This is a genomic window from Microbacterium oxydans (assembly GCF_000956405.1).
Classification (GTDB): domain Bacteria; phylum Actinomycetota; class Actinomycetes; order Actinomycetales; family Microbacteriaceae; genus Microbacterium; species Microbacterium oxydans_C.
Genome location: NZ_JYIV01000029.1, coordinates 111,974 through 132,307 on the forward strand (window position 1 = coordinate 111,974; position 20,334 = coordinate 132,307).

Consider the following 20,334-nt stretch of genomic DNA (forward strand, 5'->3'; position numbering starts at 1 on the left):
GCCCTGATAAGGCAAGCCTAACAGCGTCGTCCGCGAGCCCTTCGGAGGTCGGCCGTGCATAAACGAATAGACTGATCGGGGCGCCCGGCGAGGCCTCGGCACCCGTCGCTACGGGAGGACGAGACACCAGCATGAGCACCGCGACCAACGTCGAGGCGACAGCAGTCAACACGATCGAGTGGCTCGCGGCGAGCAGCACCACCATCGTCGTTCCCGTGTATCAGCGGCAGTACCGATGGGACATCGGCGGCTGCGAACGGCTGCTCTCCGACATCCGCGCGGTGGCAGGCGAGGACGACCACCACCGTCACTTCATCGGATCGATCCTCTCCGCGGAGGACGGCGTCTCCTCCGATGCCGATCTGATCCTCATCGACGGTCAGCAGCGCATCACCACGCTCATGCTGCTCGTTGCCGCGCTGCACCACTCGATCCGCGACACCGATGCGGTGCTGGCTGCGGACCTGGAACGCGTGCTCGTCCGCTCCGACTCCCCCGGTCGCACGAAGCTCCGCCCGCACGACGCCTGGGCTGACCTCTACGAATCGGTCGTGTTGGATCGACGCGGCGACGCCGATCGTGAGTCGCGCTTCGACGACAACTACGCCTTCTTCCGCAGCCAGATCCATGTCGACGAGGTGCCGACCATCTGGCGAGGGCTGAAGAAGCTCGAGCATGTGTCGATCACCCTCGGCGCTCGTGCCAACGCCCAGCAGATCTTCGAGAGTCTGAACTCGACGGGCGAGCCGCTGCGCGACCACGAGCTCATCCACAACTACATCCTCATGGGCCTCAGTCACGCCGAGCAGGTCGATGTCGAGACACGCTTCTGGCTGCCGATCGAACGGCACACCGGCGAGGCGATCGGCGCCTTCTGGCGGCACTACCTCGTGTTCGTCACAGGCCGCGAGGTCGCCGCGAACGGGGAGCACGGCGTCTACAGCGCCTTCCGGCAGTCGTTCCCCCGCGTCGACGTCGCCCATCTGCAGGCCCATGCCACGGAGTGGCGACACTACGCGGAGATATACGGCATCCTGCTCGACCCGTCGCAGGAGCAGGACCCCGAGATCGCGCAGCAGCTGCGTCACGTCAACACGTTCGGTCGTTCCTCGTACCCTCTCGTGATGAGCGCGTACAGCGACCACGTCCGCGGCGTCATCGACCGCGAAGAGTTCATCGAGACCCTGGAGTGGCTGCAAGCCCTGTACCTGCGCCGTGCGCTGGTGAACCTGCCGGCCGAACGACTCGTCGCGAGACTGTGCCGGGCGCGCCGTGACGGCAGGGATCCGCTTGCGAGGGCGTTCGCTCGCATCACCCCGTCGGACGAGCGGGTGAGCGCGGTACTGAAGTACAGCGAGCTCCCCCACCCCGCCTACGTGCTCGGACGGTTGGAAGGCGTGAACGACCTCGACGCCTACGACATCGAGCACATCGTTCCCTCCGTGCCGGGTGACGCATGGTCGGGCGATGGAACGCGCGCCTGGAGCGAGTACTCCGAGGACGAGCAGAACAGCCATCGCGCCCTCGCCCCGACCCTCGGCAACCTCACCCTGCTCGAGGAGCACCTCGCGGAGCGCGTGTTCGGCGCCTCGTTCCCTGTCAAGCGCTCGGACGCGTACGCACGCAGCGCGGTGCCGGCGACGCGAGCGCTGGCCGACGTCGTCTCGTGGAACACGGCCGCGATCACGCGTCGCACGGTCGCGCTCACCTCCGACCTGATCCGCATCTGGGCACGACCCGCCCTGCCGGAGATCGACGACGACGGACTCACTCCGATCCTGGATGCCGTGCGGCGCCGCGGGTGGCCGACCGGGTGGGAGCGGGAGTTCGACTACGTCGAGTACCGCGGTGAGCGCTGGGAGGTGCCGGATGTGAAGTACCTCTTCAACCGGGTCTTCCGTCGCGCCTGGACCGACACGAGAGACGCGGCCCTCGCCTACTGCGCCGCACACGGAGGCCCGATCTATCAGGACATGGCCTGGAAGGGACAGTGGGATGAGCTCGGCGAGGGGCACTTCCTCTACATGGGCTGGGATTCCAACTACATGATGACCGCTGTGCAGGGTGTGCTCGAGGAGTCGGGCATCGCCTCGGAGGTCTTCGTCAAGTACTCCTACATCGGGAATGTGATGTGAATATGAGCACCGTCGTGCGCAAGCTGCAGGATCTCACCGTCGAAGAGCACACGCTCACGGTTCCCCTGGTGTGGGGCGACCCCACGGACCATCGCACGATCGACGTGTTCGCGCGCGTCGTGGCCCGCGAGGGAGGTGACGCCCTCCCCTATCTGGTCTTCCTTCAGGGCGGGCCGGGGCACGAGGCTCCGCGTCCCTTCCACTCCTCCACGTCACCGGCCTGGCTCGACCAGGCGCTCGCCCACTACCGCCTGGTGCTCCTCGACCAGAGAGGCACGGGCCGTTCGACCCCGGTGGGAGATGCGGACCTCGAACGCGGTGCAGCGGCCGTGGCCGAGTACCTGACCCATCTGCGGGCCGACGCGATCGTCCGCGACTGCGAGGCCGTGCGCGAGCATCTGGGCGCCACCACCTGGAGCGTGCTCGGACAGTCGTTCGGCGGTTTCACCACCCTGGCGTACCTCTCCACCGACGCCGCATCCCTCGACGACGTCTTCATCACCGGCGGGCTCAGCGCGGTGGGACGCCATCCCGACGACGTCTATGCACTCTGCTACGACAAGATGCGGGATGCCTCCGAGCGCTACTATCGCCGATTCCCCGAACACCGCGACACGATGCGACGACTCGTCGACCTCGCGGACGCGGGCGACATCGTCCTCCCGGACGGGGAGGTCGTCTCCCGCTCGCGCCTACGGTCGGTGGGATCGGCCCTCGGGACCGACGACGGATGGCAGACCCTCTGGTCGCTCCTGGAGCGCGACCCCGCCTCCAACGCCTTCCGGCACGACCTTATGCACGCGATGCCCTACGACGGCCGCAATCCGCTGTACTTCGCCTTCCACGAGTCGAGCTATGCCGACGGTCACGCCACTCGGTGGTCCGCCGAGCGCACCGAGCCCAGCGACTTCCGCGACGACCCGACGCTGTTCACCGGCGAGCACATCCGCCGCGAATGGACCGAGACGGTGCCGGCATTCCAACCGTGGCGTGATGTCGCCCTCGAGCTGGCGGAGTTCGAGTGGCCGAGCATCTACGACGCGAAGGCGATCGCCGCATCGGAAGCCACCGGTGCCGCCGCGGTCTACGTCAACGACGTCTACGTGCCCTACGAGTTCTCGATCGAGACCGCGAGGCTCATGCCGGGCGTGCAGCTCTGGCAGACGAGCGAACACGAGCACAACGGCCTGCGGTCCGGCCCTGTGCTCGCTCGCCTGATCGACCTCGCTCACGGTCGACGCATCCGCTGACGGCATCCGCCGAGAGGAGGATGTCCTCTGCTCGCCGACGTGCCTATCCTGTCCTCGTGAAGGATGCGATGGCGTGGACGACGGTGATCCTCGTGCTCGCCGTGGGTCCTGCCCTGCTGATCTTCGGAATGATGCACACGTTCTCGCGCAAGCCGGTGGAGAAGAAGTACGAGCATGTCGCGAACGGCGGCCTCGTCGGCGTGTTCGACAGCGTATGGTCTCCGACCGCGCACGAGGCGGCACAGGAGCGCGATCGCCAGACGCAGCGCACAGCCCCCGCGCCCTCTCCGGGCGGTCCTCCGAGCTCTATCGACGACGGCCGTATCGTCATCGACGTCTGAACACGAAGCATCTGAGCACGAAGCATCTGAGCACGAAGCATCTGAGCACGAAGAAGGCCCCACGCTCCGAGGAGCATGGGGCCTTCTTCGTGGCAGTCGTTACTTGGACGAGCCGCCGAAGCCCTTGAAGCGCTGGTTGAACTTCTCGACGCGGCCGGCCGAGTCCATGATGCGCTGCTTGCCCGTGTAGAACGGGTGCGAAGCCGAGGAGATCTCGACGTCGATGACGGGGTACTCCACGCCGTCGAGCTCGATGGTCTTGTCGCTCGAGACGGTCGAACGGGTGAGGAACGTCTCGCCCGAACCCAGGTCGCGGAACACGACAGCCTTGTACTCGGGGTGAATGTCAGTCTTCATGGGATTCCTTAGTTGCTGCCCTGGATTGTGCCAGGGACGAGGGAAGTCTGCGGTGCAGAGAGCACCAAGGGTCGATTCTATCAGACCCTGATCAGGACGCTGCGCGGGCGGCGTAGCGTCCGTCTTCGCTGCTGAGCACGATCGGCATGCCGAACGTGTCGGTGAGCGTCTCGGCCGTGAGCGTCTCGGCGATGGGTCCGGACGCCACCACGGAACCGTCGCGGATCAGCATGACATGCGTGAATCCGACCGGGATCTCCTCCACGTGGTGCGTCACCATCACCATGGCCGGGGTCGTCGGCGAGGACGCGTATCCGCTGAGCAGCGCGAGGAGCTCCTCACGGGAGCCGAGGTCGAGCGAGGCCGTCGGCTCGTCGAGCAGCAGGAGCTCGGGGTCGGTCATCACCGCACGCGCGATCTGGACCCGCTTCTGCTCGCCGTCGCTGAGCGTGCCGAACGTCCGGTCGGCGAGGTGGTCGAGTCGCCAGTCACCGAGGACGCGGAGTGCCCGACGCTCATCGATGTCCTCGTAGTTCTCGTTCCAGCGACCGAGCACGGAGTAGGCGGCGGTGAGCACGGTGTTGAGCACGGTCTCGTCGCGGGGCACGCGCTTGGCCATCGCCGATGATGCGAAGCCGATGCGCGGTCGCACCTCGAACACATCGGTCCGGCCGAGGGTCTCCCCCAGCACGGTGACGGTTCCGGCCGTCGGGTGCATGAGCGTGTCGGCCAACTGCAGGAGCGTCGTCTTTCCCGCGCCGTTCGGTCCCAGGATCACCCATCGCTGATCGTCATCGACCCGCCAATCCACGTGATCGATGATGTTGCGCCCCTCACGGCGCACGACGACGTCGGTGAATTCCAGAGCGCTCGGCATGCCCCCAGCCTATCGGCTCAGGCGGTCAGCTCCGCGTAGAGCGCGCGCGTCGTCTCGGCGATAGCCGCCCAGCTGAACTCGTTGCGCGCCCGCTCGCGTCCGGCCTCGCCGTAAGCTCGCGCGCGGTCCGGGTCCGTCGCGACCTCGGTGAGCACGGCGGCGAGGTCGGCGACATAGCGCTCGGGGTCGAGCGGCGTGCCCGTTCCGTCCTGCGCCTGCTCGATCGGCACGAGCCGACCGGTGACGCCGTCCGCCACGACCTCGGGGATACCGCCCGTCGCCGTTCCGACGACGGCAGCGCCGCAGGCCATCGCCTCGAGGTTCACGATCCCCAGCGGCTCGTAGATCGAAGGGCACACGAACGTCGTCGCGGCGGTGAGGATCGCAGAGAGCTCGTCGCGGGGAAGCATGCGCTCGACCCAGATGACCCCATCGCGCTCCTGCTGGAGCAGCCGCACACCCTCTTGGACCTCGGCCATGATCTCCGGAGTGTCCGGAGCTCCCGCGCAGAGGACGAGCTGGACCTCGGGAGGGAGGAGCCGCGCCGCCTGCAACAGGTAGGGCAGGCCCTTCTGTCGCGTGATGCGCCCGACGAAGACCACCGATGGACGTGCGGAATCCATCCCGATCGACTGCAGGAACGGTTCATCGTGCACCGGACGCCAGCGCTCCACGTCGATCCCGTTGTGGATCACACGCACCTTCGCCGGATCCACCTGCGGGTAGCTGCGCAGGATGTCCGCGCGCATTCCCGCGCTCACCGCGATCACGGCAGCAGCATTCTCATACGCCAGCCGCTCGATCCCACTCGACACGGCGTAGCCTCCGCCGAGCTGCTCGGCCTTCCACGGCCGAAGCGGTTCGAGGCTGTGCGCGGTGAGGACGTGCGGGATGCCGTGCAGCTGCGAGGCGAGGTGGCCGGCGAAGTTCGCGTACCAGGTGTGACTGTGCACGATGTCGGCGTCGGCGATGGCCGAGACGATCTCGAGGTCCGTGCCGAGCGTCTGCAGCGCGGCGTTCGCTCCGGCCAACTCGGCAGGCGTGCTGTACGCGAAGGTGCCCGCCTCGTCCCGCGGTGATCCGAACGCGCGGACCTGCACGTCGATGTGCGACCGGAGCGCTGCGACGAGCTCGGCGACGTGTACTCCGGCACCGCCATAGACCTCCGGCGGATACTCCTTCGTGATCATTTCAACTCGCATGTCTGAACGCTAGTACAGCGAGGAGGAAGGCATCTATGGTGGAGCCATGTCCGCTCCAAAGAAGGTCTTCGGGATCATCCTCGCCGGCGGCGAGGGCAAGCGCCTCATGCCCCTCACGGCCGATAGAGCGAAACCCGCAGTCCCCTTCGGAGGACAGTACAGACTCATCGATTTCGCCATCTCGAACCTCATCAACTCCGGCCTCCGGCAGATCGTCGTGCTGACGCAGTACAAGTCGCACAGCCTCGACCGGCACATCTCGCAGACCTGGCGGATGTCGGCTCTCCTCGACTCGTACGTGACATCGGTGCCCGCTCAGCAGCGCCTCGGCAAGCGCTGGTTCTCGGGCTCCGCCGACGCGATCCTGCAGAGCATGAACCTCATCAACGACGAGAAGCCCGACATCGTCGTCGTGATCGGCGCTGACCACGTCTACCGGATGGACTTCCGACAGATGCTGGAGGCGCACATCGAGTCGGGGGCGAAGGCGACCGTCGCGGGCATCCGTCAGCCTCTCGCGCTCGCGTCGCAGTTCGGTGTGATCGACGCCGATGCGGAATCGGGCCGGATCAAGCAGTTCCTGGAGAAGCCGACCGACATCGCCGGCCTGGAGGATTCACCGAACGAGGTGCTGGCCTCGATGGGCAACTACATCTTCGACGCCGATGCACTGATCGCCGCGGTGGAAGCAGACGGCGAGTCCCCCGTGTCCGGCCATGACATGGGTGGTGACATCGTCCCGTACTTCGTCGAGCGTGGCGAAGCCGGCTACTACGACATGAAGCAGAACGAGGTGCCCGGCTCCTCGCCGCGCGATCGCTCCTACTGGCGAGACGTGGGAACCATCGATTCGTTCTTCGACGCGCACCGGGACCTCATCTCGACGCTGCCGATCTTCAACCTGTACAACATGGAGTGGCCGATCCACTCGCAGGCCGTGAACTCCCCGCCGGCGAAGTTCGTCAGAGACTCCGTCGGTCGCATCGGCAACGCGATCGACTCGATCGTCTCGCTCGGATCGGTGCTCTCCGGCACGCACCTGGAACGAAGCGTCGTCGGCCCGTGGACTCTGGCCGGGGGCGGATCGACCATCACCGACTCCGTCGTGTTCGATCACGTGCAGGTCGGGCAGGGCGCCCGCATCCATCGAGCCATCCTCGACAAGAACGTCGTCCTGGCGGACGGCGCGACGGTGGGCGTGGATCGTGAGCGCGACCTGGCCCGCGGCTTCACGGTCACCGAGTCCGGCATCACCGTCGTGGGCAAGGGCGTCTTCATCGAGCGCTGAGACGTCATGCCGCGCTCGGACGGCCCTCGCGATCGCTAGGCTCGACGGGTGACCTCCGCGCGATTCCTCGTCGTCCTCGATGCCGATTCCACCCTCATCCGCAACGAGGTGATCGAACTCCTCGCCGATGAAGCAGGGCGCCGTGCCGAGGTGCAGGCGGCGACCGAGGCCGCGATGCGCGGCGAAGTGGACTTCGCGACGAGCCTGCGCTCCCGGGTCTCGGCGCTGCAGGGAGTGCCCGTATCGGCGTTCGAGCGTGTCCGCGCCCGAATCGAGCCCACCCGCGGAGTCCGCGAGCTCACGGCGGCAGTCCACGATCGCGGCGGTGTCGTCGGGGTCGTCTCCGGCGGCTTCCACGAGATCCTCGACGCAGTGGCTCCGGAACTCGGCGTCGATCGCTGGCGAGCGAACCGCCTGGATGTCGTGGACGGGGTCCTCTCCGGCCTCGTCGACGGCGACATCGTCGACGGAGCCGCGAAAGCGGCGTCCCTTCAGGAGTGGGCCGCAGAACTCGGCGTGGACCCACGCGCCACGATCGCCATCGGCGACGGCGCCAACGACCTGCCCATGATGGCGGTGGCGGGACTAGGCATCGCCTTCAATGCGAAGCCCACCGTACGGCAGACCGCCGCGCTCGTGATCGGCCCGCAGGACCTCTCCGAAGTCGTCGCTCTGCTGCCGTAGACGGATCCCTCTGGAGGTTGTCCGACGCCGCCGCTAGCGTCGACGCATGGACATCATCCTCATCCCCGGGCTCTGGCTCGACGCATCCAGTTGGGAAGACGTCATCCCCGCTCTGGAAGCGGCAGGGCACCGCGCTCATCCCCTCACCATGCCCGGCCTCGGCGTCCCCGCACCGGAGTCGTCGGAGATCGGCATCTCCGACTGGGTCGATGCCGCCGTCGACGCGGTCGACGCGCTTCCCGGTGAGGTCGTGCTCGTCGGTCACAGCGGCGGAGGAAACGTCGCTTGGGGTGTCGTCGATGCGCGCCCCGACCGCGTCGACCGTGTCATCTTCGTCGATACGGCACCTCCTCCCGCGGGAAGCGGCATCAGCGAGTTCGCGCTCGTCGACGGCGTGGTGCCGTTCCCCGGATGGGATTTCTTCCCGGAGGAAGACGTGCACGACCTCGATGAGACGACCCGCGCGCGCACGACACCGCTCACCCGGAGCGTGCCAGCCAAGGTCCCGACCGATGGCATCGTCCTGCGGAATCCGGCACGGTACCGTGCGCCCGCAACCCTGCTCATGGGCGGAGTGGATCAGGCCGCGTTCGAGGAGATGATCGGCCAGTGGGCCGAGTACGCCGACGAGTTCCGTGCGATCGACGACGCAGAGGTCGTGCGCATCGGCTCCGGCCACTGGCCGCAGTTCTCCATGCCCGACCGGCTCGGCGAGCTTCTCACCGCCTCGATCGCGAAGTGAGCGCCCCGGTCGGGGTCAGTGCCCCATCCCGAGTCCACCGTCGACCGGGATGACCGCGCCCGAGATGTAACCGGCGTCGTCACCGGCGAGCCACGCCACTACGCCCGCCACCTCGTCGGGAGTCGCGAACCGCCCAGCGGGGATGCTCGCCTTGTACTGCTTCTGAGTCTCCTCGGGGAGCTCCGCGGTCATGTCGGTCTCGATGAAACCCGGAGCGACGACGTTGGCGGTGATGCCGCGCGCACCGAGCTCGCGTGTGATCGAGCGGGCGAAGCCGACGAGCGCGCTCTTCGATGCCGAGTAGTTCGCCTGGCCCGCGGACCCGTACAGGCCGACGACACTCGAGATCAGGATGATGCGGCCGAACCGTGCGCGCAGCATGCCCTTCGAGGCGCGCTTCACGACGCGGAACGTGCCGCCGAGGTTCGTCGCGACGACGCTGTCGAAGTCGTCTTCACTCATGCGCATGAGGAGGGTGTCCTTGGTGATCCCCGCGTTCGCGACGACGATCTCCACCGGGCCGAGCTGCTGCTCCACCTCGGTGAACGCCGCGTCGAGCGCTGCCGCGTCCGTGACGTCGGCTCGTACGGTGAGGGTACCCTCCGGTCCTTCACCGCTGCGCGCCGTGACCGCGACCCGGTACCCGTCTCGCACGAAGCGCTCCGCGATGGCACGGCCGATACCGCGGTTTCCGCCGGTGACGAGGACGACGCGCTCAGCGCTCATGGGGACACTCCTGCTCTGGGCCTGCGGCCCGAGTTCCCGGACCGCCATCGATCCTACCGACGATGCCGCGCGCGCCGCGGCCGCGACGTTGACACATGCGCATGGTGCTGGAACCCTGATCGAGACGAAAGGCTTCACCGTGAGCGACAACCCCATGCCCCCTCCCGCCGGCGAAACGCCCTTCTCGCCAGCGCCCCCGCCCCCGCCGAACGCGCCGCAGGCGGCCCCCGCTCTCCCCGCGTATCCGAGCGCCCCCTCGTACCCGACCGCCCCTTCGTACCCGACTCAGCCGCCCTCGGCTGGTCAGCCCGCACAGCCCGGCCAGCCCTACCCCGGCGCAGCTCCCGCGTATGGGGCGCCTGCACCACAGGCGTGGCCGGTACAGCCGGCGCCCGGGACCGCCACCCCCTATGCGGCGTACGGCGCGCCCGCCTACCCGGTCGCACCATCACGCCCCACGAGCGGACTCGCCATCACATCCCTGGTGTGCGGCATCGCCGGTGTCGTCCTGATCTGGGCGTTCATCCCGATCCTCGCCTCCATCGCCGCCGTCATCACCGGTCACATGGCGCTCAAGCAGAGCAAGGCGGATCCGAGCATCGGAGGACGCGGGATGGCCATCGCCGGCCTGATCCTCGGCTATGCGGCGATCGCCATCGGCGCCTTCACGCTCATCAGCCTCATCATCAGCTTCCTGTTTGTCGGAGCCTTCAGCCTCCCGTTCATCTTCTCGCGCTGATCCGCAGCCGAAGCGGGATACCGGGAGGCCGACACCGGCGTAGGCTTGAGGCATCGTGAAGAACGCGCGTCAAGTCCCGGCCGTCACCTCACTGCCGCAGTCTCCGCAGGATGAGGGTGACCACCGTGTGCGCCGATACGTGCTCACGATGTCCATCCGCATCGTGTGCTTCGCTCTGATGGTGCTGGTCCAGCCGTACGGGTGGTACACCTGGGTCTTCGGAATCAGCGCGGCCGTGCTCCCGTACATCGCCGTGGTGTTCGCCAATGCGGGCAGCGACAGCACCGAGACGACCGCGGAGTCGCCGCGACAGGAGCTGGAAGGCCCTGGGCCTGCTCCGATCGAGACCGAGCCCACCAACCCCCAGGTATTCACGATCCACGAAGGCCCGAAGGACCGATGACTGACCTCGAATGCTCGCGCGCCGGCTGCCGGAGCGCGGCGACCAGACAGGTCGTGTGGCGGAACCCCCGCATCCACGCCGTCGACCGGGAGAAGATCTGGCTCGCGTGCGATGAGCACGTGGACTACCTCCGCGACTATCTCGCGGCGCGGGACTTCCCGGTGACGGTTCGTGACGGAGTGCCGGCATGAGTCAGCGGGTGATCCGGTGGAGCGTCTACGTGCTGATCGCGATCGGATTCGCCATCGCGTGCGTGTTCCTGTCGAACTGGCAGTTCGAACGCAACGAGACCAGAGCCGCGCAGATCGAGCTCGTCGAGCAGAACTACGACGCCAAGCCGGTTCCCCTGGCCGACCTCATCGGCGAGGACGGCGCGCTCGACCCCTCGGACGAGTGGCGCCCGGTGACCCTGCAGGGCGAGTACCTGGCCGACGAACAGCTGCTGGTGAGAAACCGCCCGCACGGTGGGACGAGTGCCTTCGAGGTGCTGGTGCCGTTCCGCGACGCCGACGGGCGCGTGTTCATCGTCGACCGGGGCTGGGTGCCGCCCGGCGACGGCGACGCTCCGGATTCCGTGCCGGCCCCGCCCGCGGGCGAGGCCGAGGTCACTGTGCGCCTTCGACCGGGCGAGCAGCTCCCCGCATCGGGTCGCGGCGCCCCCGAAGGCCAGGTGCCGACCATCAATCTTCCAGCCATCGCGAAGCTCGTCGACGGCGACGTGATCACCGGCGCCTACGGCCGCGTCATCAGCGAGACCCCGGCGGGGGAAAGTGCTCTCGGTGGATTCGACTCCCCCACCGATGACCCCGGACCGCATCTGTCCTACGCGATCCAGTGGATCCTGTTCGCGCTGATGGGCTTCATCTTCATCGGCTACATCATCCGCACGGAGATCGTGAAGCACCGTGAAGAGGTCGAAGGCGTTCCGGCTCCGGTCAAGGTTCCCCGCCGCAAGGACCACGACGCCGACGTGGAGGACGAGCTCCTCGACGTGCGCTGAGCGCGGTCCGCCGCGGTCACTCCACCGACCAGGGCATGGGACGCTCGGGCAGCCGCGAGCTGTCATCGGGAAGGTGCGGTAGCGTCGAGACCCATCTGCCCTCGCCCGTGGAGGAACACGTACACCTCTTCGATCTTGCGATGTACGTGCCAGTACCCGGCTTCCTCCCCCGGCTGCAGCGCATTCGCGGTCATCCCGATGTACTGCATCGTCAGCTCGTGATCCACGACGCGACGCCCATCCCGCGAACGCGCGGCGTCGAAGCCGCCGTGATGCGCGCGCCATTCCTCGAGCGCTCCGATCTCCACCACCTGATAGCCGCTCATGCGTGCTCTCGCTCCCCGACCGTTGTCTCTGTCCCGGCCGCGGCCCCTGCCACCGTGAGATCCCACGCGGCTTCCGTTCGCCGATACACGATCCGCGTGTGATCACGATCGGCCGCCCCTTGCCAGAACTCGACACGCGTCGGCACGAGCCTCCACAGAGCCCAATCCCCCGGCGCGATGCCTGCCCTGGCCACCGCAGACCGCCCCGCGAGATCGGCTGCGCTCTCGGATTCGCCGGCCTCCTGAACCCGTCCACGTACACGGACGGCTCGCACGAGCGGCTGCCACCAGAAGTTCAGCGCTCCGGCAGGGGCGCTCGCGAGCTGTGACCCTTTGCGAGACGAACGCGCACCGGCGAAGGCCCACCCTCGCTCATCGACGTTCTTGAGGATCAGCGTCCGAGCATCCGGTATGCCATCTCCGTCGACCGTCGCCAGGGTCGCCGCATGGGGTTCGGCGACTCCGACGGCAGCCGCATGTCGGATCCAGTCCAGGAAGAGCGGAACCGGGTCGACGGGGAGTTCAGAGAGGTCGATCGATGGCGCCACACCGGTGAGCGCGGGCTGTGCCCGGAGCCAGCTGCCGGTGTCGGACGAGAGCGATCTGAAGTCGGTCGGCATGTTCTCGACTATGCCATGCGCCCGATCATTCGGCGTCGGAACGGTTACGACGACGCACGATCACCGCTCCGACCCCGGCGATGAGCAGAAGCAGTCCGAGCAACGCCGCTCCCCACGGGGCTTCTCCACCGGTGGCCGGCAGACTGCCGGTGGAGGGCGAGGACGGTGTCGGAGAAGGCGATGGCGGGCCGGACGCCCACACCGCATAGAGCACCAGGTCGTCGCTCAGACCGGAGACCGTGAGGCGGTCGAAGGCTGGATCGGCCTCGACCGCGGTCGGCGATGTCGACCAGCCAAGGAAGGTGGTGCCGGTGCCGGCGAATCCGAGGTCTGACGCTCCGGGGTATGTGACGGACGCCCCTGGTGGTCCATCCCACTCGCTCTCCCCGCGTTCTCCGGCGTTCTCGTGGAAGGTGATCGTGAATCGAGGATCCGGATCGGCGTACATCGCGACCAGTGTGAGGTCGGCGCCCGAGAATCGGATCGTGCGCTTGACCTGATACAACCCGTCTCGGGGAACGGGGCTCGTGATGATGCGGGCGACGGCCATGGAGGGCTTGCTCCACCCGACGAACACCTCGTCGCCGCGAGTCAGGGAGGAGCCGTCGGCGACGATGGCGCTCGAACCGGTGTCGTACCTGTCCGGATCGACCGGCACAGTGCCACCAGTGTTCCCCGCCCCGTCGTAGGTGATCGTGAAGGGAGCCCCGATCGGCTGCTGCCAGCGGGCGTAGAGCATGAGGTCTGATCCCACGGGGGTATCGAAATCGTACGGGACGAAGTAGCCGGTGTCCGTGCGCTCGTACCAGCCGACGAAGGTCTGGCCGTCCGGCTGCGGCGGCAACGGATCCGGTGCCGCGACCGTCGCCTGATCCTCGACCGTCTGGGTGAGGTCCGCCAGAGGCGCAGGGGATGACGGATGGTCGAAGAACTCGACGGTGTGCGGGTCGGTCAACCACTTCGCATACAGCGCGAGGTTGCTCGCCGGCATCGTCGCGCCCTCGAAGGTGAACGGCACGTTGAAGGCCGAATCGGTGAACCAGCCGAGGAAGATGTCGCGCCCTCTGGTCGGGTCAGCGGGAGCTGTCGCCTCCAGCGGACTCTCGTACGGGATCGCGCTCACGGGCGGGATCGCGGTTCCTCCGCCCGTGACGAAGGTGAGGGCATAGGTGTTGCGGCTGTAGAACTGGTACCGATACGCGTCATTCGTGTTCCGGCTGTTGTTGAGTTGATAGAGGTGCCCCGAGGCCGCGTCCAGCTGGAAGTAGTTGCCGTGCGTGTTGACACCGGTCCCGTAGCCGACGAAGGAGGAGTATCCGTCGATCACGCCGGCGACCTGACGGTCCCCCACCGACGCCCAGTACCAGGGCGTGCGGTAGGTACCGAAGATCTGATGCCCCGGGTCGATCGCCTGCCGCACCGTGGTCTTGTCGTTGTTGTAGAGCGTCGCCACGCGCACGGGGTCATTGGGTGTGCCGTCCGGCCCGAGGACCACGTCCGGCGCGTTCTGCGACTGGTCCAGCGACTCCACGAAGTCGTAGCGCTGCGTCAGGACCTGGGTGCTCGACGCCGCCATCTTGCCGGTCATCGTCGTGGTGCGCGAGCCGAGGTCCACCGAGCCGGCATCGGCTGATGCTCCGGTGTAGTTCGCCGTGAAGGTCTCCGGGGTGATCTGCTGCGGTCCCCAGCCGCGCAGCACGCAGCTCTGGTTCTGCGTGCCGGCATCGTATGCGGTGATCATGCCGGACCCGTCCGACTGCGAGAGCGGAACGGGTGCCACGCCCGCTGTCTGCATGTTGAACCCGATCTTCTCGCGCACCGAGAAAGTGCCCAACAGCTGTCCTCCGCCGGGGACGGTCGATCGGAAGTAGTCCGTGCCGCTCACATCCATCGTCACGTCGTAGGTGCCCGCCGCGTTGCACGCAGCCGGGACGTTCAGGGAACTGCCCGGCGCGATGAGCACGAAGTCTGCTCTCCACAACGACCGCGTCAGGTAGACGTTCACCACTGTCGATCCATCACCGCGCACGGAGACATCCTGCTGGCTCACCGCGAGATCGGCGAAGGCGAGCGGATCGGGCTGGACGAGCGCGGGATCGAGCTGAGCCCGCACCAGCTCCTGGATGCCGAGGGGGATGTCCCCCTTCGTGGTCGGACCTCCGACTGTCGATCCCGCGATCGCGGTGGAGGCGATGTCGTCCAGGAAGGTGTAGGTCGCGGGGTCGGCGAGCTGCGCGGGACTCAGGGCGCCGTCCGCCGCGCTCCAGTCGGGAGCCGGACTCCCCGCCGGGCTGAAGACCGGGGCCGGGTAGACGTCGGGCACGACATTCGCCTTCTCCAGCCAGTAGCTGATGTGGTACTCCACGTCCTGGCCGGTCCACCCCGCGTAGAGCGTGGTCGTCGCGGTGATCGGGAACGTCAACGGCACGGAGCGCGCTTCGTCCGCCCACCACCGGTCGAACTCATAGCCTGTGCGGGTCGGCTCCGGGACGGCGGCCAGATCCGCAGCCGTGAACTCCGTATCCGGTTCGATCACGAACACGGGATTCACCGCCGTGCCATCGGTGATGAAGGAGACCGCGAAACCGGAGGCGAACTTCGGGATGAGCCGCAGATCGGACGTGACCGGGGCGGAGAAGTCGTACGGCGCCTGAGTGCCGTCGCCCTGCCGATACCACTGCCCGGTGAAGACCTGGCCGTCGGGGACGTGCACGACGTCCGGAGCGATCTCCCCGAGTGGCTGCCCGTTCTTCACTTCGTCGGCGTCGATGACCCGGCGTGCGTCGTTCCCGCTCGGTCCCGCCAGGAACTGGACGGTCCAGACGTCGGCGAACCGGGCGTCGACCACGAGGTCGGCCGTGATGACGGTGGTCTCGAACTCGAACGGCACCTCGACGCCGCCGGACTGCGTCACCCAGCCGTCGAAGATGCCGTCGGCCGCGGGAGGCGCGGGCTGGCGGGGCACGAGACCACCGTCCGCGACGTCGACGCGCGAGACCTCGGCGTCGAGCGAGCGGAAGATGACCGTGTGGTAGTTCCAGATCCCCGGGGTGGAAGGTCCGCCGACCGGAGCGGCCGCGAACGCAGGCAGGGCGACGACCGCGGGAGAGATCAGCGCGATCGCGAGAGCGGCGGCAGCCGCTCTCAGACGATGTCTCGCGAACCTGATGCCGTCACCTCCCCCGGACGTCACCGCACGAACAGATCGTTACAGTGTGCCACCGGGGCGGGTGGACGGCTAGAGGCCCTGGTCTTCAGTGGGTGAGGGTGCCTCTGACCCCGACGTCAGGCGAGCTCGATGAGGTCCTGGTACTCCTGGCTCCAGATGTCCTCGACACCGTCGGGCAGGATCAGCACACGCTCGGGGTTGAGCGACTGCACGGCACCGGGGTCGTGGGACACGAGCACGACAGCACCCTCGTAGTGCGCGAGCGCGCCGAGGATCTCTTCGCGGGAAGCGGGATCGAGGTTGTTGGTCGGCTCATCGAGCAGCAGCAGGTTCGCCGAAGACACGACGAGCGTCGCGAGCGACAGACGCGTCTTCTCCCCACCCGACAGCACACCCGCCGGCTTCAGCACGTCGTCGCCCGTGAACAGGAACGACCCGAGCACCTTGCGCGCCTCGGTCTCCGTGATGTGAGGAGCGGCCGAGACCATGTTCTCGAGCACGGAGCGCTTCACATCGAGGTTCTCGTGCTCCTGGGCGTAGTAGCCGACCTTGAGGCCGTGTCCCGGCTCGAGCTGCCCCGTGTCGGGCTTGTCGACGCCGGCGAGCATCCGCAGCAGCGTGGTCTTGCCCGCACCATTGAGACCGAGGACGACGACCTTCGAACCGCGATCGATGGCCAGGTCGACATCGGTGAAGATCTCGAGCGACCCGTACGACTTCGAGAGGCCCGACGCCATCATCGGAGTCTTGCCGCAGGGCGCCGGCTTCGGGAAGCGCAGCTTCGCGACCCGGTGTTCCTGGCGCACCTCGTCGAGCCCCGCCAGCAGCTTCTCCGCGCGCGCGATCATCTGATGCGCCGCAGCGGCCTTCGAGGCCTTCGCACCGAAGCGGGCAGCCTGCAGCTGCAGGGTCGTGGCCTTCTTCTCGGCGTTCGCGCGCTCCTTCTTGCGGCGGTCCTCATCGGCGACCCGCTGACGCAGGTAGTTCTTCCAGTTCATGTTGTACGTGTCGATGACCTGACGGTTCGCGTCGAGGTAGAAGACGCGGTTGACCGTCTCCCCGACGAGCTCGACGTCGTGGCTGATCACGATCAGTCCGCCCTTGTAGCCCTTGAGGAATTCACGCAGCCACACGACGCTGTCGGCGTCGAGGTGGTTCGTCGGCTCGTCGAGGATCATCGTCTGCGCGTCGGAGAAGAGGATCCGTGCGAGCTCGATGCGGCGACGCTGTCCACCGGAGAGCGTCGACAGCGGCTGATCGAGGATGCGGTCGGGAAGCGAGAGGTTGTTGGCGATGGACGCCGCCTCCGCCTCCGCCGCATAGCCGCCCTGGGCCTCGAACTGCTCGGTGAGGCGGGCGTAGCGCTTCATGGCCTTGTCTGCCACCGCAGGGTCGTCCGATCCCATCGCGAGGGCGGCTTCGGTCATGCCGAGGTTCAGCTGGCCGAGTCCACGAGCATCGAGGATGCGGGTCCTGGCGAGGTCCTCCGGGTTGCCCGAACGCGGGTCCTGCGGAAGATAGCCGAGTTCGCCGGAGCGGGTGACGCTTCCGCCGGACGGCAGGACATCGCCCGCGAGCACCTTGGTGAGCGTGGTCTTCCCGGCCCCGTTGCGGCCGACGAGTCCGATCTTGTCTCCGTCGGCGACACGGAACGAGACGTTCTCCATCAGCAGGCGCGCGCCAACGCGGATCTCGAGGTCGTGCACGGCAAGCACAGCGGACGTCCGTTCTTTCGGGGAGGGTGTTCGGCCGATCGGCCAGCCTCCCAGTATAAGCCGCGTCGCCGGGAGCTGCGGTCAGCAAGATCAACCCGGAGAGTGAGCACACCGATACTCCGGTGGGATGCCACCTCCCTCGCCCGCCGCATAACGTGCCGGAGTGGACATCCTCAACGACCTGATCATGCAGGCGATCGCCTCGCCCTGGCTGTACCTGGTGCTGTTCGCCGTCACCATCGTCGACGGCTTCTTCCCCCCGGTGCCCAGCGAGACCGTGCTCGTGGCCGCAGCCGCCGTCGCCGCCTCGACCGGCGAGGGGAACCTCCTCCTCCTCGGGGCCGTCGCCGCGATCGGAGCCGCGATCGGCGACAACGTCGCGTTCCTGATCGGACGAGGACTGGGCACCACCCGCTTCGCATGGATGCGCCGCCCGCGAGTCGCCGCGGCATTCGCGCATGCCCAACGTGCACTCGATCGACGCAGCGCCACGCTGATCCTCGGCGCCAGGTACATCCCCGTCGGACGAGTGGCGGTCAACATGTCGGCTGGGGCTCTCGCGTTCCCCTGGCGGCGCTTCCTCCCGCTGAGCCTGATCGCCGGAGTCAGCTGGAGCGTGTTCAGCCTCGCGATCGGTCTGCTCGCCGGGGCGTGGATCAAGGATCAGCCTCTGCTCAGCGCGGGGCTCGGCATCGTCGTCGCGCTGCTCATCGGTCTGGTGATCGACCGGATCGCCGCCGCCCGCCGCCGCCGTGCAGCGGCGCCTCAACTGGCAGGATGAGAGCCATGGCACGCCGTCGCGAGCGTTCACCTCGCCGATCACGCATCAGCCGTCGCACCGCCGCTTTCGTGGCCCTGTGCGCGGCGCTGGTGGCGCTGTTCACGGTGCTCGTCTCGCTGCAGAGCGTCCTGTATGGCACGCCCGTCCCCCTGTCGTTCATCCTCGGAGCGGCCCTCTGCGTCTCTCCGCTGCTGGCGATCTCGCACCCGCGATGGGCCGTCGGGCTCTTCACGGCCGGTGCACTCACTCTTCCGCTCACGGTTGTCCCCGAGCTCGCGATCGAGTCCCCGTGGCCGTGGTCCGTCCCCGCCCTTCTCACGTTCGTCCTGTTCGTCGGCGTCGTCACGTTCCTCCACGGTGCGCGGCTCGGCGCCTTCGCCCTGATCCTCGGTGCGATCGCCTCGCTCGTCTCACCGCTGCTCCGGCCCGACATGGTGGCTGTGCCGGAATCATCGGCCAGTGCAACGGCCGACCTCATCGTGACGACCTCCCTCGCCTCTGCCATGTTCCTGATCGCCTCGCTGGTCGCCGGACGCGTCCGGGTGGCCGCCGAGCTGTCGCGGGAGAAGGAGCATAGCGCGCTCGAGGAGGCCAGACGTGCGCTCGTCGAAGAGCGCACGAGGATCGCTCGGGAGCTTCACGACGTCGTGGCGCACAGCATGTCGGTGATCCAGGTGCAGGCGTCGACCGCGAAGTACCGCATCCCCGACCTGGATGACGCGACCTCGGCGGAGTTCGAGGACATCGCAGCGACGGCGCGGACTTCGCTCACCGAGATGCGGCGCATGCTCGGTGTGCTCCGCACCGAGGACCAGAGTGCCGAGCTCGCGCCGCAACAGGGCATCGAGGACATCGCCTCCCTGGTCGACAGCATCCGCCGCGCCGGTGTCGAGGTCGGACTCGTCCTGGACGGTGGGGATGCCGCCGCGGCAGCGACGCCCGCCGTCCAGATCGCCGCCTTCCGCATCGTCCAGGAGGCTCTGAGCAATGCCGTCCGTCACGCCCCGGGGGCGCGTATCGCCGTGCGGGTGCGCGCCGAGGACCGATCGATCCGGATCGCGGTGCGCAACACCGCGCCGCCCCGCATTCCGGAAGGTCACGGCGGCGGATACGGACTCCGGGGCATGCGGGAGCGCGCCGAGCTCCTGGGTGGGAGCCTCTCCGCCGGCCCGGCGACCGACGGGGGTTGGGAAGTCGATGCCATCCTCCCGGTCGACACGAGCGATCCATCGTCGCGCGACCTCACGCCATCGCCCACCCCTCTCGATAAGGAACACTCGTGACGATCACCGTGCTCATCGCCGATGACCAGGCCATGGTCCGTGCGGGATTCGGGGCACTGCTCGACGCCCATGACGGCATCAGGGTCGCCGGCCAAGCCGCCAACGGTGCGGAGGCGGTCGCGCTTGCGGCACGACTGGATCCCGATGTGATCCTCATGGACGTGCGGATGCCGGAGATGGACGGCATCGAAGCAACGCGTCGGATCCTCGGGCCGTCGTATCCGGCGGCGCACGTCCCCCGCATCCTGATGCTCACGACATTCGACATCGACGACTACGTGTACGACGCGCTCGAGGCCGGTGCCAGCGGTTTCCTGTTGAAGGATGCGCTGCCGGAGGAACTCGTACACGCGGTGCGCGTCGTCGCCGGTGGAGATGCCCTCCTCGCCCCGAGCGTCACGCGACGAATGATCGAGCAGTTCGCCGGGCGACGACCCCGGACCCCGCGCGCGGCGACGGCGCTCGCCGAACTCACCGACCGCGAACGCGAAGTGCTCGTGCTCATCGGCCGCGGCCGCTCGAACACCGAGATCGCCGCCGATCTGTTCATCGCGGAGCAGACCGTGAAGACCCATGTCGGCAAGGTGCTCGCGAAGCTGAACCTCCGCGACCGCGTGCACGCCGTGATCCTGGCCTACGACACCGGGCTCGTCGAGCCGTCGTCCTGACCCTCCCCGACGATTCACCCCGTCTGTT

General features: G+C 67.7%; 21 protein-coding genes. 13 read left to right on the forward strand and 8 right to left on the reverse strand.

The window, feature by feature from the left end:
• Positions 1-131 precede the first annotated feature (131 nt).
• The 3 genes from RN51_RS14975 to RN51_RS14985 are packed head-to-tail and all read left to right on the forward strand — an operon-like array spanning position 132 to position 3,726.
• Complete coding sequence (locus RN51_RS14975; RefSeq protein ID WP_045264842.1) at positions 132-2,135, forward strand: DUF262 domain-containing protein; 2,004 nt, start codon at positions 132-134, stop codon at positions 2,133-2,135.
• Positions 2,132-3,385, forward strand: coding sequence for an alpha/beta fold hydrolase (locus RN51_RS14980; protein WP_156149200.1), 1,254 nt, complete (start codon positions 2,132-2,134; stop codon positions 3,383-3,385). The genes RN51_RS14975 and RN51_RS14980 overlap by 4 nt, the downstream gene beginning before the upstream one ends.
• A 56-nt stretch (positions 3,386-3,441) precedes the next feature.
• On the forward strand, positions 3,442-3,726 hold the full coding sequence (locus RN51_RS14985) for a hypothetical protein (protein WP_231579316.1): 285 nt from the start codon (positions 3,442-3,444) through the stop codon (positions 3,724-3,726).
• Positions 3,727-3,825: 99 nt separating this feature from the next.
• On the opposite strand, the gene RN51_RS14990 is transcribed toward RN51_RS14985, so the two are convergent.
• The 3 genes from RN51_RS14990 to glgA all read right to left on the reverse strand — a co-directional run bounded on the left by RN51_RS14990 (position 3,826) and on the right by glgA (position 6,162).
• Positions 3,826-4,083 carry a type B 50S ribosomal protein L31 gene (locus RN51_RS14990; protein ID WP_021200734.1) on the reverse strand — a complete coding sequence of 86 codons (258 nt, stop codon included), beginning with the start codon at positions 4,081-4,083 and terminating at the stop codon, positions 3,826-3,828.
• A gap of 91 nt (positions 4,084-4,174) precedes the next feature.
• Complete coding sequence (locus tag RN51_RS14995; RefSeq protein WP_045264844.1) at positions 4,175-4,960, reverse strand: ABC transporter ATP-binding protein; 786 nt, start codon at positions 4,958-4,960, stop codon at positions 4,175-4,177.
• Between the two features lie 17 nt (positions 4,961-4,977).
• Positions 4,978-6,162 carry a glycogen synthase gene (gene glgA, locus RN51_RS15000; protein WP_045264845.1) on the reverse strand — a complete coding sequence of 395 codons (1,185 nt, stop codon included), beginning with the start codon at positions 6,160-6,162 and terminating at the stop codon, positions 4,978-4,980.
• A gap of 46 nt (positions 6,163-6,208) precedes the next feature.
• Between glgA and glgC the strand changes: the two genes are divergently transcribed.
• From glgC to RN51_RS15015, 3 genes are read left to right on the forward strand one after another with little or no spacing between them, the layout of a single operon-like run.
• On the forward strand, positions 6,209-7,450 hold the full coding sequence (gene glgC, locus RN51_RS15005; RefSeq protein ID WP_045264846.1) for a glucose-1-phosphate adenylyltransferase: 1,242 nt from the start codon (positions 6,209-6,211) through the stop codon (positions 7,448-7,450).
• A gap of 48 nt (positions 7,451-7,498) precedes the next feature.
• Entirely contained in the window at positions 7,499-8,134 is a 636-nt protein-coding gene (serB, locus tag RN51_RS15010; protein ID WP_045264847.1) for a phosphoserine phosphatase SerB, read from the forward strand.
• A gap of 46 nt (positions 8,135-8,180) precedes the next feature.
• Complete coding sequence (locus tag RN51_RS15015; protein WP_045264848.1) at positions 8,181-8,876, forward strand: alpha/beta fold hydrolase; 696 nt, start codon at positions 8,181-8,183, stop codon at positions 8,874-8,876.
• 15 nt (positions 8,877-8,891) lie between these two features.
• Here RN51_RS15015 and RN51_RS15020 read toward each other — a convergent pair whose 3' ends face one another.
• Positions 8,892-9,602, reverse strand: a complete 711-nt coding sequence (locus RN51_RS15020; protein WP_045264849.1) for a beta-ketoacyl-ACP reductase — start codon at positions 9,600-9,602, stop codon at positions 8,892-8,894.
• A gap of 139 nt (positions 9,603-9,741) precedes the next feature.
• Between RN51_RS15020 and RN51_RS18275 the strand changes: the two genes are divergently transcribed.
• The 4 genes from RN51_RS18275 to RN51_RS15040 are packed head-to-tail and all read left to right on the forward strand — an operon-like array spanning position 9,742 to position 11,744.
• Complete coding sequence (locus RN51_RS18275; protein ID WP_231579317.1) at positions 9,742-10,341, forward strand: DUF4190 domain-containing protein; 600 nt, start codon at positions 9,742-9,744, stop codon at positions 10,339-10,341.
• A 55-nt stretch (positions 10,342-10,396) separates the two neighbouring features.
• On the forward strand, positions 10,397-10,744 hold the full coding sequence (locus tag RN51_RS15030) for a DUF3099 domain-containing protein (protein ID WP_045264850.1): 348 nt from the start codon (positions 10,397-10,399) through the stop codon (positions 10,742-10,744).
• Positions 10,741-10,935: a hypothetical protein gene (locus RN51_RS15035; protein ID WP_045264851.1), complete on the forward strand. Its 195-nt coding sequence runs from the start codon at positions 10,741-10,743 to the stop codon at positions 10,933-10,935. The genes RN51_RS15030 and RN51_RS15035 overlap by 4 nt, the downstream gene beginning before the upstream one ends.
• Positions 10,932-11,744 (forward strand): SURF1 family protein, encoded by an 813-nt coding sequence (locus RN51_RS15040; RefSeq protein ID WP_045264852.1) that lies wholly within the window; start codon positions 10,932-10,934, stop codon positions 11,742-11,744. The genes RN51_RS15035 and RN51_RS15040 overlap by 4 nt, the downstream gene beginning before the upstream one ends.
• Positions 11,745-11,806: 62 nt before the next feature.
• On the opposite strand, the gene RN51_RS15045 is transcribed toward RN51_RS15040, so the two are convergent.
• The 4 genes from RN51_RS15045 to RN51_RS15060 all read right to left on the reverse strand — a co-directional run bounded on the left by RN51_RS15045 (position 11,807) and on the right by RN51_RS15060 (position 17,574).
• Positions 11,807-12,070, reverse strand: a complete 264-nt coding sequence (locus RN51_RS15045; protein ID WP_231579318.1) for a hypothetical protein — start codon at positions 12,068-12,070, stop codon at positions 11,807-11,809.
• Positions 12,067-12,690: a pyridoxamine 5'-phosphate oxidase family protein gene (locus RN51_RS15050; protein WP_045264853.1), complete on the reverse strand. Its 624-nt coding sequence runs from the start codon at positions 12,688-12,690 to the stop codon at positions 12,067-12,069. The genes RN51_RS15045 and RN51_RS15050 overlap by 4 nt, the downstream gene beginning before the upstream one ends.
• Positions 12,691-12,715: 25 nt before the next feature.
• Positions 12,716-15,883 (reverse strand): InlB B-repeat-containing protein, encoded by a 3,168-nt coding sequence (locus RN51_RS15055; RefSeq protein WP_045264854.1) that lies wholly within the window; start codon positions 15,881-15,883, stop codon positions 12,716-12,718.
• A gap of 92 nt (positions 15,884-15,975) precedes the next feature.
• Positions 15,976-17,574: an ABC-F family ATP-binding cassette domain-containing protein gene (locus RN51_RS15060; protein WP_045264855.1), complete on the reverse strand. Its 1,599-nt coding sequence runs from the start codon at positions 17,572-17,574 to the stop codon at positions 15,976-15,978.
• Between the two features lie 163 nt (positions 17,575-17,737).
• Between RN51_RS15060 and RN51_RS15065 the strand changes: the two genes are divergently transcribed.
• From RN51_RS15065 to RN51_RS15075, 3 genes are read left to right on the forward strand one after another with little or no spacing between them, the layout of a single operon-like run.
• Positions 17,738-18,355: a DedA family protein gene (locus RN51_RS15065; RefSeq protein WP_045264856.1), complete on the forward strand. Its 618-nt coding sequence runs from the start codon at positions 17,738-17,740 to the stop codon at positions 18,353-18,355.
• 5 nt (positions 18,356-18,360) lie between these two features.
• Positions 18,361-19,638, forward strand: coding sequence for a sensor histidine kinase (locus RN51_RS15070; RefSeq protein ID WP_045264857.1), 1,278 nt, complete (start codon positions 18,361-18,363; stop codon positions 19,636-19,638).
• A complete protein-coding gene (locus RN51_RS15075; protein WP_045264858.1) occupies positions 19,635-20,306 on the forward strand; it encodes a response regulator in 672 nt (223 codons plus the stop codon). The genes RN51_RS15070 and RN51_RS15075 overlap by 4 nt, the downstream gene beginning before the upstream one ends.
• Positions 20,307-20,334 lie beyond the last annotated feature (28 nt).

Excerpts from the sequence above, each read along its gene's own strand:
- RN51_RS14975 (WP_045264842.1), top strand. The coding sequence starts at position 132 with ATGAGCACCGCGACCAACGTCGAGGCGACAGCAGTCAACACGATCGAG.
- RN51_RS14990 (WP_021200734.1), bottom strand. The coding sequence starts at position 4,083 with ATGAAGACTGACATTCACCCCGAGTACAAGGCTGTCGTGTTCCGCGAC.
- RN51_RS14995 (WP_045264844.1), bottom strand. The coding sequence starts at position 4,960 with ATGCCGAGCGCTCTGGAATTCACCGACGTCGTCGTGCGCCGTGAGGGG.
- glgA (WP_045264845.1), bottom strand. The coding sequence starts at position 6,162 with ATGCGAGTTGAAATGATCACGAAGGAGTATCCGCCGGAGGTCTATGGC.
- glgC (WP_045264846.1), top strand. The coding sequence starts at position 6,209 with ATGTCCGCTCCAAAGAAGGTCTTCGGGATCATCCTCGCCGGCGGCGAG.
- RN51_RS15015 (WP_045264848.1), top strand. The coding sequence starts at position 8,181 with ATGGACATCATCCTCATCCCCGGGCTCTGGCTCGACGCATCCAGTTGG.
- RN51_RS15020 (WP_045264849.1), bottom strand. The coding sequence starts at position 9,602 with ATGAGCGCTGAGCGCGTCGTCCTCGTCACCGGCGGAAACCGCGGTATC.
- RN51_RS15035 (WP_045264851.1), top strand. The coding sequence starts at position 10,741 with ATGACTGACCTCGAATGCTCGCGCGCCGGCTGCCGGAGCGCGGCGACC.
- RN51_RS15040 (WP_045264852.1), top strand. The coding sequence starts at position 10,932 with ATGAGTCAGCGGGTGATCCGGTGGAGCGTCTACGTGCTGATCGCGATC.
- RN51_RS15045 (WP_231579318.1), bottom strand. The coding sequence starts at position 12,070 with ATGAGCGGCTATCAGGTGGTGGAGATCGGAGCGCTCGAGGAATGGCGC.
- RN51_RS15050 (WP_045264853.1), bottom strand. The coding sequence starts at position 12,690 with ATGCCGACCGACTTCAGATCGCTCTCGTCCGACACCGGCAGCTGGCTC.
- RN51_RS15070 (WP_045264857.1), top strand. The coding sequence starts at position 18,361 with ATGGCACGCCGTCGCGAGCGTTCACCTCGCCGATCACGCATCAGCCGT.